The sequence below is a fragment of the Streptomyces sp. NPDC005438 genome (assembly GCF_040606315.1).
Taxonomy (GTDB): Bacteria; Actinomycetota; Actinomycetes; order Streptomycetales; family Streptomycetaceae; genus Streptomyces.
In genome coordinates this window covers 82,568-99,816 of record NZ_JBEXEP010000004.1, presented here as the reverse complement: position 1 = coordinate 99,816, position 17,249 = coordinate 82,568, and the positions used below count along the sequence as shown (strand labels likewise).

Here is a 17,249-nt window from a genome sequence, read left to right as displayed (position 1 = left end):
ATGACGTACGAGACGCGCGACCCCGCGCACCACAGGACCCAGAACCCCGACCACCGGGCGGGCCACCTCCTGCCGCCGGCCCCCGAGGGCGGCTGGGACGTGGTGGTGGTCGGTGGAGGACCGGCCGGGCTGTCGGCCGCGCTGACCCTGGCCCGGGTACGGCGGTCGGTCCTGGTGATCGACGCCGGCTCTCCCCGTAACGCCCCGGCGAGCGCGGCCCACGGCCTGCTGGGCCGGGACGGGGTACCCCCGCTGGAACTGCTGCGGCGGGGCCGCGAGGAGGTCACCTCCTACGGGGCGCGGATCGCCACCGCCCGGGTGGAGGAGGTACGCCGCCACCGGGGCGGGTTCCGGGTACGCGTCGAGGGCGGCGAGCACACCACCGCCCGGCGGCTGCTGGTCACCACCGGCCTGGTGGACCGGCTGCCCGAGGTCCCCGGGCTGGCCGAACGGTGGGGCCGGGACGTGGTGCACTGCGTCCACTGCCACGGCTGGGAGGCCCGGGACACCGCCGTCGGGGTGCTCCACACCAGCCCCCACGCCTACCACCAGGCCCTGATGTTCCGGGGGCTGACCTCGCGGCTGACCTTCCTGCGGCACACCGGCGAGGAGCTGCCCGAGGAGCGGCGTGACCGCCTGGACCGGCTGGGGGTCGACCTGGTCGACGGCGAGGTGACCGGTCTGGAGGTGGACGGGGAGGACCGACTGGCCGGGGTACGGCTGGCCTCCGGCCGTACGGTGCCGCTGCGCACCCTGGTCGTCGTCCCCCTCTTCGTGGCCCGCGCCCCGCTGCTGGACGACCTCGGGCTGACCCCGGCCGCCCACCCCATGGGCTCCCACCTGGTCACCGATCCCCAGGGGTTCACCGGGGCCTGGGGCGTGTGGGCGGCCGGCAACGTCACCGACCTGACGGCCAACGTGTCCATGGCCATCGCGGCCGGTTCCCGGGCGGGCGGGGCGATGCTGATGGACCTGATCACCGAGGAGGTGGGGGCCGACGGCCCGACGGCACCGCCTCCCTTCTCCGCCGCCGAGGAGGCCGAACTACACCGGCGGCGCGGTGACGAGCGTCGGCACGGTCTGACCGTGTGAACGCCCGGACCCGCTCAGGCGGTACGGGCCCGCAGGTGCGCCCGCTCCCCCTGGGGGCCGAACAGCACCAGCAGCTCCACCGGCTGGTCACCGTCCGCCCCCATCCAGTGCGGTACGTGGGTGTCGAACTCGGCCACCTCGCCGGGCTTCAGCACCAGCCGCTGTTCCCCGAGCAGCAGCAACAGCCGTCCGGCCAGGACGTAGAGCCACTCGTAGCCCTCGTGGGTCTTCAACTCCGGTGCCGCGTCGGAGGGGCGTGGCGGGATGAGCAGCTTGTGGGCCTGCGGGCCCCCGGCACGGCGGCTGAGCGGTACGAAGGTCATCCCGTGCCGCCGCACCGGTCGCAGATGGACCCGGGGGTCGCCGGTGGCCGGCGCCCCGACCAGCTCGTCCAGGGGTACGCCGTACACCTCGGCCAGGGGGAGCAGCAGCTCCAGGGTGGGCCGGCGGCCACCGCTCTCCAGCCGGGAGAGGGTGCTCTCGCTGACACCGGTCCGGTCGGCCAGTTCCGCCAGCGTCATCTCCCGGGCGCGACGCAGGGCCCGCAGTCGGGGTCCGACCGCGTTGAGTACCCCACCCTGTTCACCGCTTCGCTCCACCATGACCCCCAGGTTGCCGAAACGGCACGCTTCCTTGCAACACCGGCGCCGCCCGGCGCCCCTCCCCACCGCCTGCCAGCAGGCAGGTCCACCGATCCCCGGCCCACCCCGGGCCGCCCGAACCACGACGGAGGACACCGTGACCGAGATCCAGGACACCGAACACTTCTGGGAGAGCCAGTACAGCGGCCGGCCCCGGGTGTGGAGCGGCGCCCCCAACGCCCCGCTGGCCGAGACCGTGGCCGACCTGACCCCCGGCCGCGCCCTCGACCTGGGGTGCGGAGAGGGTGGTGACGCGGTACACCTGGCCACCCTCGGCTGGCGGGTCACCGCCGTCGACGTCGCCCCGACCGCCCTGGACCGCACCCGGGAGCTGGCCCACTCCGCCGGGGTCGCCGACCGTGTCGACGTCCAGCACCACGACCTGGCCGCCAGCCTCCCCGAGGGGGAGTACGACCTGGTGAACGCCCAGTTCCTCCAGAGCCCGCTGGAGTTCCCCCGGCCCCGGATCGTCCGCGCCGCCTTCCGGGCCCTGGCGCCCGGGGGCCTGCTGCTGCTCGTCGACCACGGCTCCGCCCCGCCCTGGAGCTGGCACGGCGAACACCGCTTCCCCACCGTGCGGGAGGTGTACGAGGAACTGGAACTGGATGCCGAACCCCACCGGGTGGAGCGGCTGGACACCCCGAGCCGGGAGGCCGTCGGCCCCTCCGGGGAACGGGCCCGGGTGGTGGACCTGGTGGTGGTCCTGCGGCGTACCGGGCGGTGTGCCGGCGAGTCCGACTGAGGGGCCGCCCGGGGGACCGCTGTCCCCCGGCCCGGTGGGTCAACCACCGTGCGCGGGCGAGGAAGTGGGTGCGCTCTGGCTCGTGGTGGCCGGTGCTGGCCGGTCGTCCGTCCGGGAGGGTACGGGTTCTCGGTGGGGTGGTGCTGGTCGGGGTGCACGGTTCCCCGGGTCGGTGACCGATGGTGGTGGACCTGGCGGGCCCGCTGTTCCCCGGCCCGGTGGGTCAACCGCCGTGCGGGGGCGGGTGGTTGAGGTCGTACGGAGGGGGCGGCCGTCGGGTCGGGGCACCACCCGGTTGGGGCGACCGGGGTGCCGAGGGGTACGAGGGGGGCACGGTGGAGACGACCCCACCGTGCCCCCCGTAGCGCTCTCGGGGTGCCCGCTACTCGCGGCTCTCGCCGGGGCTGGTGAAGTCCGGGCTGGTGAACTCGGGTCCGCTGTAGTCCGGGCTGGCGAACTCGGGGCGGCCGGCGGTCGTGGCCTTCGACTCCGAGACGGCCGGTTCCTCGGCCGGACTGGTGAAGTCGGGGTGCGAGTACCCCAGGCGAGGGATGTGGCGCTCCTCGCCCTCCGGGTCGCCGCTGCCCGGCTCCTCCAACTCCTCCAGAGGGTCGGGCAGTTCGGAGTCACTCATGGTGCCGCTCCTGTCCGGGGCCAAGCCCCTGCCGTCGTTGAGCGCCTCGCCGAGGAAGGGCAGGATGCCACGGTCCCGTAGCGCCCTGCTCCACTCCTCCCGGGCCTCGGCGACCTGTTCGGTCAGGCCACCGGCTCCGGGGGCTCCCCTACCCGCTCGGATGGAACTGGACCCGTTGCGCAGCGCGGTCAACAGCAGGCCGCCGGCCGCGATGAGCAGTCCCAGCGCGGTGAGCAGCAGGAACACCCAGCCGGCGTCCCGCATCGACTGGGCGAGGGTCGGCTCCGGGCTGAGCACGCTCAGCGCGTAACCGACGACCAGGAAGATCACCGCGGCGGCACCGGTCAGCAGGGGCGCCAACACCGAGATCACGGCCGTCAGTCCGGCGCCCGTGGCCTCGACCAGCCCCTCCTGTACGGCGGAGGCGACCGTACCGCCGGGGCCTCGGCCCTCCTCCTGGGAGGAACTCCCGGAAGACGAGGGAGCGTTGCGGGGTTGTCGGAGTTCCTCGCGCAGCGCCACGAAGCGCCCGTACTCGCTGGCCGCGCAGGCCGCGATGGCGGCGGAGGCGCCGAGCGCCATGGTGCGCAGCTGTTCCGCGTTGAGCCGCTGGCCGAGTGCGGCCAGCTCAGGGTGCTGGGGCGCTTCGCGCAGGGTGAGGTCGAGGACCCGCTCGAACTCGGGTCGGTCCTCGGGCAACAGGTGCCGCGCACTGTTCATCTGCATCCCCCGATGCTCCGTGGGGCGGTGGTGCCGGCCGGCTGCCGGCGCCGGTTGTCGGGGCGAAGTCCCCTCTTCTCAGGGGTCGGGGCCGCGGGGCGGGCGGAAGGAGAGGGAAGCTCGCTACGGCACGATCGATGGTAGGCCGCAAACTGCCCCTGGTGACAGGGTGTTTACGTAAATTGGCGGTGTACCTACCGTGATTCGGCCCGGAATGCGCGGAGTTGACGGCTCGTTGCCCCGTTGTGCGCGCGGACGCGGGGCCCCGGGCGCTCACGGAACGTCGTCGTGCCGTACCGAGCCGGTGGCCTGACGGCCCCCCACGGTGCGACCGGTGAGGCCGTTCCGATGCGGTGTGCCCCCTGTGCCCCCTGAGCCTGGTGCCCCGAGAACGGGGCGGAGCGGGAGTCGGACGCGGCACACGGGTACGGCCAGGGGCGGGCCCTACGCCTCGGCCGGGGACTCCTCGTCCTCCAGGGGCAGCCGGGTGACCAGCAGCTTGCCGGACATGGTGACCCCGCCGTCCATCGCCACGGCCAGCCCGTCGGCGTACACGTGGGGGCCGCGCACGGTCGGCGGGGTGTCGTCGCCCTCCTCGGGCACCTCGCCGGTGAGGTACGGGATCGGGCTGTGGCCGTGCACGATCCGGTGCCCGCCGAAGGTGGAGAGCAACTCCCTGGCGGTGGCGACCCCTTCCTCCTCGTCACGGAAGGCGAACCGCTTGGTGAACTTGCGGAACAGGTCCCAGGTGGTGTCCGCGTCCAGCTGCTGGAGGGCGACCGTGACCGCGTCGTTGACCGCCTCGATGTTGTTGCCGTAGTCCAGGTAGCAGGAGGCGTCGGAGTGCAGCAGCAGGTGGTCCTCGACCAGGGCCATGGCGTCCAGCCTGGTCATCCACTGGATGTGCCGCTCCTCCAACCGCTCCATGTCGGTGCGCTGGCCGCCGTTGAGCAGCCAGGCGGCCTGGAAGGAGGCCGTTCCGGCGCCGGACTGCACGGGGGTGTCCCCGAACCTCTTGGCGCCGATCAGCAGCAGTTCGTGGTTGCCCATCAGGGCCTTGCAGTAGCCGCCGGCGGCTGCCGCCTCGGCGGACAGCTGCATCACCAGCTCGATCACCCCGATCCCGTCCGGGCCTCGGTCGGTGAAGTCGCCCAGGAACCACAGCCGGGCGTTGTCCCCCGCCCAGTGGTCCGCCTCGTCGATCAGCCCGACCTCCAGCAGCACCCGCCGCAGTTCGTCGAGGTACCCGTGGACGTCGCCCACCACGTACACCGGGCCGTCGCCCTCCTCGCTCTGCGGGGCGAGGGTCGGGGTGTCCAGCAGGGTGGGCTCACGCTCGGGGTCCTCGCGGCTGATGACCGGCAGGTCCCGTTCGGTGGGCGTGTAGTCGGGGTCGGGCTCCTCCGCCGGGGGCGGGGGCACGGCGGCCGGCTGGGGTGCCGGGGCCGGTGTCGCCGCTGGCGTCGCCGGAGGTGTCGCGCCCGGTTGGGGTGCGGGGCTGGCCGGGGGCTGTGCCCGTGGAGGAGCCACCGGAGGGGTGGGGGGAACGGGCGGCACCGGGGGCGCTGGGGGCGCCGGGGACACCGCCGGGGCGGGCGCGCCCGGCACCGGTTCGACGGGCGGGTGCGGACCGGGAGTGGTCGGGTGGGCCACGGTGGGGTGGGGGAGGGCGTGGGAGGGAGCCGGGGCGCCGTGTTCGTGCGGCTCCCGCCCGGCTTCGGCCCCGTGGGACCCCTCGTTGAAGACCATGGGTCCCTGACCGGCCCCCTGAGTCATCGACCCCTCCACCAAGTACGTGCGCTGTGCACCGTTGTGGACTACCCCCGCCCCCCGGTGGGCCGGGGAGACCGTGGTGGTGACCCTCCGAGGCCGGTGCCCCGGATCATGGTGGATCGGGGCGGCCGTTGGCCTTGGTCGACGGGCCGAGGGGCCTCCTGGTCGGGAGGCTGGTCCCGGTGTTGTGCGCCCATCATAGGAACGCGGAGCGGCGGTTGTGACGCACCAGGGGGGTGCCAATTGACGCCCGGGGCGAACAGGCCATGAATTCATCCTGAAATGTTCGGTCTGGGGGCGGGATCAGGACGGCGCGCTCGTTGGCGAGCCCCCCGCGCAACGTGGTGTTTCCCGCCCCTTCCCCTTCGCGTGAACGACGCCCGCCCTCGTTCGGGACGCTCCTGGCGCGGTGTCGGACGCCGTCGCCCGGAGGCGATCCGGCGGCCGGAATTCACCCGAGAGTGGGGGGCCGGGGAGGCTGCACGGTCGTTCGCGTACGGCGCTGGGAGGAGGCGCGGACGATCAGGTGGGTGGGCATGATCCTGCCCACCGGCTGCCGGGACTCCACCCCCTCGATGGCGTCGATCAGCAACTGCACCACGGTGTTGCCCACCCGGTCCGGCTGGAGGGACAGGGTGGTGACCGGGGGGTCGGTGGCGGTGTAGACCGTGGACTCGCTGCAACACACCAGCATCAGGTCGTCCGGCACCCGCAGCCCGTGCCGGCGGGCGGCGGCCAGCAGGTCGGTGCCGTTGGGGTCGAACAGCCCGTAGACCGCGTCCGGCCGGTCCGGCCTTGCCAGCAGCCGTTCGGCTGCCTCGGCGGCGGCGGCCGGGTCGTGCGCCGGGTACGCCTCGTACACCGGCCGTTGGCCGAAACGCGCGCACCAGTCGAGGTAGGCGCGGGTGGACAGCTGGGTGTAGTTGTCGGTGCTGGTGCCGGTCAGCAGCCCGATGCGGCGGGCCCCGGAGGAGGCCAGGTGGTCCAACAGCCCGGTGACGGCGGCCTCGTGGTCGTGGTCCACCCAGGCGGTCACCGGCAGCGAGGGGCCGGGCTGGCCGTCGGAGACCACCGGCATCCCGGACCGGGACAGCTCGGTGACCACCGGGTCCTGGTCGGAGGGGTCGATCACCACCGTGCCGTCCAGGGCGACGTTGGACCACACGTCCACGGCGCTGTTGCGGGAGGTGGCCGGCAACAGCACCAGCCCGTACCCCCGGGACAGGGCGGTGGAGGAGGCGGCCCGGGCCATCTCCGCGAAGTAGGCGAACTCGGTGAAGGTGAACGGTTCTTCGCCGTAGGTGGTGACGGTCAGGCCGATCAGCCCGGACTTGCCCGTACGCAGGGTGCGGGCCGCCGCCGACGGGCGGTAGCCCAGGCGTTCGGCGACCTCGCGGACGTGGGTGCGGGTGGCTTCGGGCAGTCGGCCCTTGCCGTTGAGCGCATCGGAGACGGTGGTGATGGAGACCCCGGCGGCTGCCGCCACATCACGGATACCGGCGCGGCCGTCGGGGCGGCGTCGTCTGCGTGGGCCGCGTGATCGGCCCACCTGATGCTTCTCTGCTGCTGTCATGGCCCATCGATCGTGGCACGAGAAGGGGTGTCGGCGTGAGAATGCCCCCGAACCGTAGGTGGTCAACCGGCCAAGTGCCATCAAATGCCAACGGCCTTTGCCCGACCGGGAGTTGGAGGCACCGCTCACCCCGGTGACGAGAAGTCTGTCAGAGGACGAACGCCAGGTGAGCGGGCCGCGCTCGGGCCCTTCCGGCTCATTCGATGTAGGGAGCGCGCCACCGCGTGCGAAGGGGCGCGCACCCCCACACCGCGCCCCGCCGCCCTCGTCGTACGTAGCCGTACGTCGCCGCGGGCCGAGCCCACCCCGCCCCGGGAACCCCTCGCTCCCGGAACCACCCCGGACGCTCCCGCCCCGGGGGCGTACCGGACGTCCGGTCCCACCCGGACGCGCCACGGTGTCAGTCCCGCCGCAGCTCAGCGCCTCCCCGGTGTCCTGTCGGCCCGACCCGGTGCCCGGCCCGACACCCGATGCGGCACCGGCCCGGGCATCCCGCCGGCCCCGTTCAGTCCTCCCCGACCAGCGCCCCACAGCGGGCGCAGCGCACCGGTGGGTCCACCTCGGCCAGCAGCCCGCACTCCGGGCAGACCCGGGACAGCCAGCAGGCCGGATCGCCCCCGTCCTCCGGGCCCCAGGCCCGCCGTTCCTCACCCTCGCGGGGTGTCTCGCCACCCATCGCCACCCCCACAGTCCGCTGCCAGTCCGCCGCGCTCCGGCTCTCGGGCGCTGATCGAGGCCCCGGCACCTCGGGGGTACGCCCCGGGGAGCCATGCTCATAGAGTGAACGAGAAGGGCACGTTGACGCACGGGTCGAGGAGGACGCGGTGAGTGAGAACACCCCCAAACTGCGGGCGGTGCTGGACGGGATCCCCACCTACAAGCCCGGGAAGCCGGCCGCGTCCGGCGGTCCGGTCGCCTACAAGCTCTCGTCCAACGAGAACCCCCACCCCCCGCTGCCCGGGGTGCTGGAGTCCGTCACCCGGGCCGCCGGATCCTTCAACCGCTACCCCGACATGGCCTGCACCGAGCTGATGGCGGAGCTGTCCCGCCGCTTCCAGGTGCCCGTGGAGCACCTGGCGACCGGCACCGGTTCGGTGGGTGTGGCCCAGCAGCTGCTCCAGTCCACCACCGGCCCCGGCGACGAGGTGATCTACGCCTGGCGCTCCTTCGAGGCGTACCCGATCATCACCCAGATCTCCGGCGCCACCTCGATCCAGGTCCCGCTGACCGAGAACGAGGAACACGACCTGGACGCCATGGCCGACGCGGTCACCGACCGCACCCGGCTGATCTTCGTCTGCAACCCCAACAACCCCACCGGGGTGGCCATCCGTCGCCCGGAGCTGGAGCGCTTCCTGGACCGGGTGCCCCGTGACGTGCTGGTGGTGCTGGACGAGGCGTACCGCGAGTTCGTACGCGACGAGGAGGTCGTCGACGGCGTCGAGCTGTACCGCGACCGCCCCAACGTCTGTGTGCTGCGCACCTTCTCCAAGGCCTACGGGCTGGCCGGACTGCGGGTGGGCTTCGCCGTCGCCCACCCCCGGGTGGCCGGGGCGCTGCGCAAGACGGCGGTGCCCTTCGGGGTCAGCCAGCTCGCCCAGGAGGCGGCGGTGGCCTCGTTGCGCGCCGAGGACGCCCTGCTGGAGCGGGTGGAGGGGCTGGTGGCCGAACGGGCCCGGGTGTCCCGGGAGTTGGTGGCCCAGGGCTGGACGGTTCCCGAGTCGCACGCCAACTTCGTGTGGCTGCGGCTGGGCGACCGTACGACCGAGTTCGCCGAGCTGTGCGAGAAGGCCGGCGCGGTGGTCCGCCCCTTCGCCGGCGAGGGCGTGCGGGTGACCGTCGGGGAGCCGGAGGCCAACGACATCTTCCTGAAGGCAGCCGCCGCCTTCCGTCAGCGCGGGTGAGTACGGTCCGGGCCCCGGCCCCCGGTCACGGCCGGCGGCGGGGCCCGGACCGCCCCTACGACAGCACCGGACGTCGGGCCAGCAGCCCGTGCGGCGACCCCTCGACCAGGTGGCGGACCTCGTCGGTGCCCCACCGCGCGGCGAGCTGGAAGCGGTGCGCGTCCCCCACCCTGCGCGGCTCGAACGCCAGGTGGACGAAGCCCCGGTCGGGCCCGGAGGCCCGGCCCAGCCGCGTCAACTCCCCCTCCACGCGGGCCCATTCGGCCGCCGGCACGTACTGCCGCATCACCGAGTGCCACACCACGGTGAGCGTGCCGGGCGCCAGCTCCACCCCGGACAGGAAGTCGGCCGCGCCCAGGGCGTCGACCCGCGCGGGCACCCGCCCGGCCAGCTGGAGGGCGCCCTCCAGCCGTGCGAACCGTTCCGACTGGTCCGGCCACAGGTAGGACCGCAGCCGCAGGGCGCCCTCCGGGGTGCGGGGGTCGAGGGGCGCGGGGTCGCAGCCGTGCCGCTCCACCACCTCCCACCGCAGCTCGGCCGCTTCCCGCAGCCATCGCGGCGGGGGTTCGGCCCAGGCCGGCGCCAGCCGTACCGGGGAGTCGGCCGGCCCGTGGGCGAAGCCCCCGTCGTCGGCCGGGTCCCGCCCGGCCAGCAGCCGGAAGTGGTCGGCGCGCAGGTTCAGCCCGGCGCTGGAGCCCAGCTCGAACAGCCGTACCCGGTACGGCGCCTGGGCAGGTGGCGGGTGCTGGTCCAGCGTCCACAGCAGCCCGGTGACCAGCATGGTGGCCCGGGCCACCTCGTTGGTCTGGGGCGGCAGCCGCAGCCAGTCGCGCAGCCACTCGGGGTGCTCCTCGGCCACCGCCCGGAACGCCGGCCAGGCCGCGTCGGGGCGCGCGGGGTCGAAGTGGCCCCCGGCGCTGGGGTAGTGGGCGGCCAGCTCGGGCGCCCGCCCGGTCAGTGCCAGGGCGTGCGCCCCGCCCAGCAGCCGGAGGGCGATCGCGTCCGGGCCGGGTGCTCCCTCGTGTCCGGCCAGCACCCGGGCGCAGGGGCCGCCTCGGCGTACGTCCCGGGCGACCCGTTCCAGCAGGGTGCCGTAGAGGGGCGAGCCCAGGGTGTGGCAGGCCTCGGCCTGGTGCTCCACCATCCGTGCCGCCCGGTCACCAGCCGTCTCGGACACCCGTACCTCCGTACACCCGCCCTGAATGATCGATCATCCGATGCTGCGCCCGCCGCCGACCGGGGTCAAGGCCCCGCCTCCGTACGGCGGTCCGCCCTCCGCTCCCGGCCCGCACCCGGTTATCGGGAGGCCGGGGGTCCGGCCGGACCGATAGGATTTCGCCCATGGCGGCCACAGGAAACGAAGCGCAGGGGCGCAAGGCGTACTACGTCTCCACCCCCATCTACTACGTCAACGACGCTCCCCATCTGGGCCACGCCTACACGACCGTCGCGGGCGACGTGCTCACCCGCTGGCACCGCCAGCGGGGCGAGAAGGTGTGGTACCTCACCGGCACGGATGAGCACGGTCAGAAGATCATGCGCACCGCCGACGCCAACGGGGTCTCCCCGCAGGAGTGGTGCGACAAGCTCGTCGAGGAGGCCTGGAAACCGCTCTGGGAACACCTCGACATCGCCAACGACGACTTCATCCGCACCACCGAGGACCGGCACACCGCCCGCGTGCGGGAGTTCGTGCAGGACCTCTACGACAAGGGCGAGATCTACGCCGGCGGATACGAGGGCCCGTACTGCGTGGGCTGCGAGGAGTACAAGAGCTACGGCGAACTCCTCGACGGCGAGGGGGAGTTCGACGGACAGAAGCTCTGCCCCATCCACAAGAAGCCGGTGGAGATGCTGAAGGAGGACAACTACTTCTTCCGCCTCTCCGAGTACGGCCCCAGGCTGCTGGAGCACTACGAGGCCCACCCCGAGTTCATCCAGCCGGAGTCGGCCCGCAACGAGGTCGTGCAGTTCGTACGGCAGGGGCTGGAGGACCTGTCGATCTCCCGCTCCACCTTCGACTGGGGCGTGAAGGTCCCCTGGGACGAGAAGCACGTCATCTACGTGTGGATCGACGCCCTCCTCAACTACGCCACCGCCGTGGGCTACGGCAGCGACCAGGAGCGGTTCGACCAGACCTTCCCCGCCGACGTCCACCTGGTCGGCAAGGACATCCTCCGCTTCCACGCGGTCATCTGGCCGGCCATGCTGATGGCCAACGGCCTCCCGCTGCCCGGCAAGATCGCCGCCAACGGCTGGCTGATGGTCGGCGGCGAGAAGATGAGCAAGTCCAACCTCACCGGCATCTCCCCACAGCAGCTCACCGAGCACTTCGGGGTGGACGCGTACCGCTGGTACTTCCTGCGGGCCATCGCCTTCGGTCAGGACGGCTCCTTCTCCTGGGAGGACTTCACCGCCCGCTACACCAGCGAACTCGCCAACGACTACGGCAACCTGGCCTCCCGGGTGGCGGCCATGGTCGGCAAGTACTTCGGCGGCCAGCTCCCCGAGTCCCGCCACCACGGCCCGGACGAGCAGCCCCTGGTGGACGCGCTGCACACCACCGTGGAGCGGGCCGACGAACTGGTCGGCGAACAGCTCGACTTCTCCGGCGGCATTCTGGCGATCTTCGACTTCGTCAAGAAGGTCAACCTGTACCTCACCGAACAGGAGCCCTGGAAGGTCGCCAAGGACTCCTCGGAGGACGCCCAGAGCCGGTTGGCGACCATCCTCTACACCGCCGCCGAGTCGCTGCGCGCCTGCGCCGTGCTGCTCAACCCGGTGATGCCGGAGTCGAGCCAGAAGCTGTGGGACTCCCTCGGCGCCGAGGCCCACCTCGGCCCGCTGGCCGACCAGCCGCTGGCCGCCGCCGGCCGCTGGGGCCAGCTCCCCGCCGGAGCCACGGTGACCAAGGGCGCCGTGCTCTTCCCCCGGCTGGAGGAGCCCAAGAGCTGACCCCGACCCCGCGCGTCCAGGGCCACGGTGACCGTCTTCGGCGGAAACCGTGGCCCTGACGGCTGTCCGGGGCGGGTGACCGTGCGCCGCCGGTGACCGAGAGCCGCGCCGACTCCCGGGACCTACCGGGGAGTTGACCGATCCGAGGGCCGGCGTTCCGCCAGGTCGGGGTGTCGTGCTGGATTGCCGAATTGCAAAGTTCTGCAATCGCATACATGATGAGTCCGGCCACCCGCCCCGGGCCCCGGGGCCGCCGACGAGGAGATGCCCGACCATGCCGGTTCCGCTGTACCAGGCCAAGGCCGAGTTCTTTCGGATGCTGGGCCACCCCGTACGCATCCGGGTCCTGGAGCTTCTCCAGGACGGCCCCCAACCGGTACGCGACCTCCTCGCCGTCATCGAGATCGAACCCGCCGCCCTCTCCCAACAGCTCGCCGTCCTCCGCCGCTCCGGCATCGTGACCTCCACCCGGGAGGGCTCCACCGTCGTCTACCAGCTGGCCGGAGGCGACGTGGCGGAACTGATGCGGGCCGCCCGGCGCATCCTCACCGAGATGCTCGCCGACCAGAACGCGCTGCTGGCCGAACTCCGGGACGCCGAGGTCCCCGCACCGTGAGCGGCCCGGTGGCCGCCCTGGCCGCCCGGGTACGGAGCCTGCTGCCCACCCGAGCGGACCTCGCCGTGATGGGCCGCGACCCCCGGCGCGACCTGCTGGCGGGGCTGACCGTGGCGATCGTCGCCCTCCCCCTGGCCCTCGGCTTCGGCGTCTCCTCGGGGCTGGGCGCCGAGGCCGGCCTCGCCACCGCCGTGGTGGCCGGCGCCCTGGCGGCGGTGTTCGGCGGGTCCAACCTCCAGGTGTCCGGCCCCACCGGGGCCATGACCGTGGTGCTGGTACCGATCGTCGCCCAGCACGGCCCCGGCGGCGTGCTCACCGTCGGACTCCTGGCCGGGCTGATGCTGCTCGGGCTCGCCGCCCTGCGCGCCGGCCGCTACATGTCGTACATCCCCGCCTCCGTGGTGGAGGGCTTCACCCTGGGCATCGCCCTGGTGATCGGCCTCCAGCAGGTGCCGAACGCGCTGGGCGTGGAGAAACCGGAGGGCGAACGCGTCCTGGTGGTCACCTGGAACGCCCTGCGGGACTTCCTCGCGGCGCCGAACTGGACCGCTCTCGCCCTCGCCGCCTCGGTGGCCGTGGTCATGCTGGCGGGCGCGCGGTGGCGGCCCACCGTACCGTTCTCGATCATGGCGGTCGCCGGAGCGACCCTGGTCGCCCAGCTCCTCCACCTGGACAACGCCGCCGTCATCGGGGAGTTGCCCGCCGGCCTCCCCGCACCCTCCCTCGGCTTCGTGGAGCCCTCGCACCTGGGCGCGCTGCTGGCCCCCGCCGTCGCGGTGGCCGCCCTGGCCGCACTGGAGTCGCTGCTGTCGGCCCAGGTCGCGGACGGGATGACCGTCGGCCAACGGCACGACCCGGACCGCGAACTGTTCGGCCAGGGGCTCGCCAACATCGCCTCACCGCTGTTCGGCGGCGTACCGGCGACCGGGGCCATCGCCCGTACCGCCGTCAACGTCCGCACCGGCGCCAGCTCCCGACTGGCCGCGCTGTTCCACGCCGCCGTCCTCGCGGCCGTGGTGTACGCCGCCGCCCCCCTGGTGTCCCGCATCCCCCTGGCCGCCCTGGCCGGGGTGCTGATCGCCACCGCCGTCCGCATGGTCGAGGTCAGCTCGCTACGCGCCATGGTCACCGCCACCCGGTCCGACGCCGTGGTCCTCGTCCTCACCGCCCTCGCCACCCTGGCCCTGGACCTGGTGTACGCGGTCATCCTCGGCCTGCTCGTCGCCGGCTTCCTCGCCCTGCGCGCGGTCGCCCTCCAGGCCCGCCTCGACCAGGTCGACTTCCGCCCCGACCTCCCGGGCGAACACAGCGACGAGGAACACCGGCTGCTGGCGGAGCACATCGTCGCCTACCGGATCGACGGCCCCCTGTTCTTCGCCGCCGCCCACCGCTTCCTCCTGGAGCTGTCCGAGGTCGCGGACGTGCGGGTGGTGATCCTGCGGATGTCCCGGATCACCACCGTGGACGCCACCGGTGCCCTGGTGCTGCGGGACGCCGTCGAGAAGCTCACCCGTCGCGGCATCGTCGTCATGGTCTCCGGCGTCCGCCCCGGACAGCGCCGCGCCCTGGAGTCCGTGGGCGCCCTGGACCAGGTCAGCCGCGAGGACCGGGAGTACGAGACCACCCCCGAGGCCATCGAGAGCGCCCGCCGCCACCTGGAGCGCGCCGGCCTGCTGGACCACCGCCCCGCCTGAGAAGCCCCGGCCACCAGGGGCCGTGGTGGGCCACCCGGACCTGAGCCCCTGCGGGTGGCGGCCCCCACTGGCCGGCTGGTCGGGTTCGGCCCCGGTACCTCGCGCGGTCGGGGCAAGCCGTGGTGGCCGTACGTCCGTCAGTGGCCCTTGGCCGGGCGGGAGTTGCCCGGTGCGGGGGCTGAGGGGTCGGCGCCCCGGGGGAGTCGGGGCGGGTGAGGGGTGGTGTTCCCGTACGGGTGCTCCCTCTCGTCGGGTGGCCGGCTGAGGTCCCTCGGGGGTGCCCGGTCGGGGTGAGCCGTGGCCGGTGTCGGGTCCGGTCAGAGGACCTCGCGTGGTCGGGGTGAGGGGTGGTGGCCGTACGTCCGTCAGTCGAGCTTTCCCGGGCGGGAGTTGCCCGGTGTGGGGGCGCCGGCGTGGGCTTCGCGGCCCATCCTTCGGAACTTCCAGTGGGCCGGCCCATCGGAAACTCCGTTCCCCCTGGGTCTCCACTTCGGTGCCCGGACGGCGTTATACCAGTGGGTAGACCGCAATCGTGACCAACTCGTGGAGGGGCGCTGGACGTCCGGCGAACGCGGCCGGCACGGACCCCCACACCAGCGCCCCCTCGTCCCCCCACCCCTTCTGGAAGGGCACTCCATGTCCCTGTTGTCCAAGCTGAGTCGCCGGGCTCGCGTCTCACTTGCCACCGGTGTGGCCGGTGGACTCGTGGTGGTCGGCGCGGTCGTCCCGTCCGTGGCGACGGCCCACACCACCCAGTCCCCGTCCACCACCAAGGTCTCCGCCCAGGCTGACAAGATCAGCCGGACCGAGATGCTGCGCCGTGCCGCGACCTGGCTCACCGCCAACAACGGTTCCCAGGTGCCGTACAGCCAGACGAAGACCTGGTCGGACGGGTACCGCCAGGACTGCTCGGGCTACGTCTCCATGACCCTGGGCCTGTGGAAGTCCGGCCCCAACACCGTCGAACTGGCCAACAACCGCGACCTGACCACGCCCATCAACCTGGGCGACCTCAAGCCCGGTGACCTGCTGATCGACGCCGACGGCTCCAACACCACCCGTCACGTGGTGATCTTCGAGGGCTGGACCGACAGTTCCCGTTCCGCCTACAGCGCCTTCGAGCAGCGCGGTGGCCACGGCACCGACCACCGGGTGCTGAAGTACGGCCTGGACGCGGGCAGCGAGTACAAGCCGTACCGCCCGACCAACCTCACCGACGACGGTGGCGGTGACCCGACCCCGCCGCCCAGCGTCGAGTACCCCTCGCTGAAGCAGGGTTCCACCGGCGCCGACGTCACCACCGCCCAGTACCTGCTGCGCGCCCAGGGCCACAGCACCGCCGCCGACGGCGAGTTCGGCCCGCAGACCGCCGCCCAGGCCAAGGCGTTCCAGAGTTCCAAGAAGCTGGTCGCCGACGGGGTGATCGGCCCCAAGACCTGGCCCCAGCTGATCGTCACGGCCAGCAAGGGCGCCAAGGGTGACGCGGTACGCGCCATCCAGACCCAGTTGAACGTGTACGGCCACAAGGTCGCGGTCGACGGCTCCTTCGGCGCCCAGACCCACGAGGCCGTCTCCAGTTTCCAGCGTGACCACAAGCTGACCGTCGACGGGCTCGTCGGTCCGCAGACCTGGGTCGCGCTGGTCGGCACCAAATAGGCGCCACCCCCCACACGAGGCCTTGGGCGGCGGAGGGACAGACCCCGCCGCCCAGGGCCTCCCTCAACCCACCGGGTCAGCCAGGCCCCAACCCCCGACCACCCCCCGGGAGTTGGGGCCTCGGTGCGTCCGGGCCACCCTCGGCAATGCGGGTGCGCGGCTCTCGGCCGCCCGGCAGGATGGGCCGCTGACGATCACCGCTGACGACCGCCACCACCGGGAGGCCCGCCATGTCCGAGTCCGAGGATCCGCTGAGGTACCCGGCGGTGGAGCCGTACAACAGCGGGATGTTGGAGGTCGGGGACGGTAACCGGGTGTACTGGGAGGTGTCCGGCAACCCGAGGGGGAAGCCCGCGCTGGTGGTGCACGGGGGCCCGGGTTCGGGGTGCCGGCCGAGCTACCGTCAGCTGTTCGACCCCCAGCGGTACCGGGTGGTGCTGTTCGACCAGCGCGGATGTGGGCGCAGTACCCCGCACGCCAGCGACCCGGCCACCGACCTGCGGCACAACACCACCTGGCACCTGGTGGCCGACATGGAGCGGCTGCGGGCCCACCTGGGCGTCGAACAGTGGCTGCTGTTCGGCGTCTCCTGGGGCTCCACCCTGCTGCTGGCCTACGCCGAGACGCATCCCGAACGGGTCTCGGAGGCCGTCATCTCGGCGGTCACCACCACCCGCCGCAGCGAGATCGACTGGCTCTACCGAGGGGTGGGGAAGTTCTTCCCCGAGGCCTGGGAACGGTTCCGCGCCGGGGCGGGCGTGGAGACGGACGGGGACGTGGTCGGCGCGTACGCCCGGCTGACGGAGGACCCGGACCCGGCCGTACGCCAACGGGCCGTGCTCGACTGGTGCGCCTGGGAGGACACGGTGCTCTCCACCGAGGCCGGAGCCTCCAGTCCGTACGGTTCCCGGCCGGACGACGCCAGGACGGCCCTGGTGCGGATCTGCGCCCACTACTTCTCGCACGGCGCCTGGCTGGAGGAGGGCGCGCTGATCCGGGACGCGCCCCGGCTGGCCGACATCCCCGGGGTGCTGGTGCACGGCCGGCAGGACATGGGGAGCCCGCCCCACACCGCCTGGGAACTGTCCCGACGCTGGCCCTCCGCGCGGCTGTCGATCGCCTCGGACACGGGGCACCTGGGCAGTGTCCGCACCCTGCGCGAGGTGTGCGACGCGCTACGGGAGTTCGCCCGCTGAGCGCCCTCCACCGGGCCCCGCCGGCGGGCGGGGTCACACGTGTGAGGGGCCGG

14 protein-coding genes are annotated in these 17,249 nt (G+C 73.1%); 8 read left to right on the top strand and 6 right to left on the bottom strand.

All coding sequences use genetic code 11. From position 1 onward, the window contains the following. Positions 1-1,092 carry an NAD(P)/FAD-dependent oxidoreductase gene (locus ABZT14_RS10725; RefSeq protein WP_356299486.1) on the top strand — a complete coding sequence of 364 codons (1,092 nt, stop codon included), beginning with the start codon at positions 1-3 and terminating at the stop codon, positions 1,090-1,092. 14 nt (positions 1,093-1,106) lie between these two features. Here the strand turns inward: ABZT14_RS10725 and ABZT14_RS10720 are convergent, their stop codons facing one another. Beyond that, positions 1,107-1,694: a helix-turn-helix domain-containing protein gene (locus ABZT14_RS10720; RefSeq protein WP_356299484.1), complete on the bottom strand. Its 588-nt coding sequence runs from the start codon at positions 1,692-1,694 to the stop codon at positions 1,107-1,109. 136 nt (positions 1,695-1,830) lie between these two features. Between ABZT14_RS10720 and ABZT14_RS10715 the strand changes: the two genes are divergently transcribed. Next, a complete protein-coding gene (locus ABZT14_RS10715) occupies positions 1,831-2,475 on the top strand; it encodes a class I SAM-dependent methyltransferase (protein ID WP_356299483.1) in 645 nt (214 codons plus the stop codon). A gap of 382 nt (positions 2,476-2,857) precedes the next feature. On the opposite strand, the gene ABZT14_RS10710 is transcribed toward ABZT14_RS10715, so the two are convergent. From ABZT14_RS10710 to ABZT14_RS10695, 4 genes are all read right to left on the bottom strand, one after another. Beyond that, on the bottom strand, positions 2,858-3,835 hold the full coding sequence (locus ABZT14_RS10710; RefSeq protein ID WP_356299481.1) for a hypothetical protein: 978 nt from the start codon (positions 3,833-3,835) through the stop codon (positions 2,858-2,860). A gap of 438 nt (positions 3,836-4,273) precedes the next feature. Further along, positions 4,274-5,620 carry a metallophosphoesterase gene (locus ABZT14_RS10705; RefSeq protein WP_356299480.1) on the bottom strand — a complete coding sequence of 449 codons (1,347 nt, stop codon included), beginning with the start codon at positions 5,618-5,620 and terminating at the stop codon, positions 4,274-4,276. 433 nt (positions 5,621-6,053) lie between these two features. Next, entirely contained in the window at positions 6,054-7,175 is a 1,122-nt protein-coding gene (locus tag ABZT14_RS10700; RefSeq protein WP_356299478.1) for a LacI family DNA-binding transcriptional regulator, read from the bottom strand. Positions 7,176-7,680: 505 nt separating this feature from the next. Beyond that, positions 7,681-7,851 carry a hypothetical protein gene (locus ABZT14_RS10695; protein WP_356299477.1) on the bottom strand — a complete coding sequence of 57 codons (171 nt, stop codon included), beginning with the start codon at positions 7,849-7,851 and terminating at the stop codon, positions 7,681-7,683. Positions 7,852-7,999: 148 nt separating this feature from the next. On the opposite strand from ABZT14_RS10695, the gene hisC reads away from it, so the two are divergent. Next, a complete protein-coding gene (gene hisC, locus ABZT14_RS10690) occupies positions 8,000-9,079 on the top strand; it encodes a histidinol-phosphate transaminase (RefSeq protein ID WP_356299475.1) in 1,080 nt (359 codons plus the stop codon). Between the two features lie 55 nt (positions 9,080-9,134). On the opposite strand, the gene ABZT14_RS10685 is transcribed toward hisC, so the two are convergent. Further along, positions 9,135-10,256, bottom strand: a complete 1,122-nt coding sequence (locus tag ABZT14_RS10685) for a DUF2332 domain-containing protein (RefSeq protein ID WP_356299474.1) — start codon at positions 10,254-10,256, stop codon at positions 9,135-9,137. 164 nt (positions 10,257-10,420) lie between these two features. On the opposite strand from ABZT14_RS10685, the gene metG reads away from it, so the two are divergent. The 5 genes from metG (at position 10,421) to pip (ending at position 17,196) form a co-directional block, all read left to right on the top strand. After that, on the top strand, positions 10,421-12,034 hold the full coding sequence (gene metG / locus ABZT14_RS10680) for a methionine--tRNA ligase (RefSeq protein ID WP_356299472.1): 1,614 nt from the start codon (positions 10,421-10,423) through the stop codon (positions 12,032-12,034). 274 nt (positions 12,035-12,308) lie between these two features. Next, complete coding sequence (locus tag ABZT14_RS10675) at positions 12,309-12,650, top strand: metalloregulator ArsR/SmtB family transcription factor (protein WP_356299470.1); 342 nt, start codon at positions 12,309-12,311, stop codon at positions 12,648-12,650. 68 nt (positions 12,651-12,718) lie between these two features. Beyond that, positions 12,719-14,344, top strand: coding sequence for a SulP family inorganic anion transporter (locus ABZT14_RS10670; protein ID WP_356300141.1), 1,626 nt, complete (start codon positions 12,719-12,721; stop codon positions 14,342-14,344). Positions 14,345-14,980: 636 nt separating this feature from the next. After that, positions 14,981-16,000: a peptidoglycan-binding protein gene (locus tag ABZT14_RS10665; RefSeq protein WP_356299468.1), complete on the top strand. Its 1,020-nt coding sequence runs from the start codon at positions 14,981-14,983 to the stop codon at positions 15,998-16,000. Positions 16,001-16,230: 230 nt separating this feature from the next. After that, positions 16,231-17,196 carry a prolyl aminopeptidase gene (gene pip / locus ABZT14_RS10660; RefSeq protein ID WP_356299467.1) on the top strand — a complete coding sequence of 322 codons (966 nt, stop codon included), beginning with the start codon at positions 16,231-16,233 and terminating at the stop codon, positions 17,194-17,196. Positions 17,197-17,249: the final 53 nt, after the last annotated feature.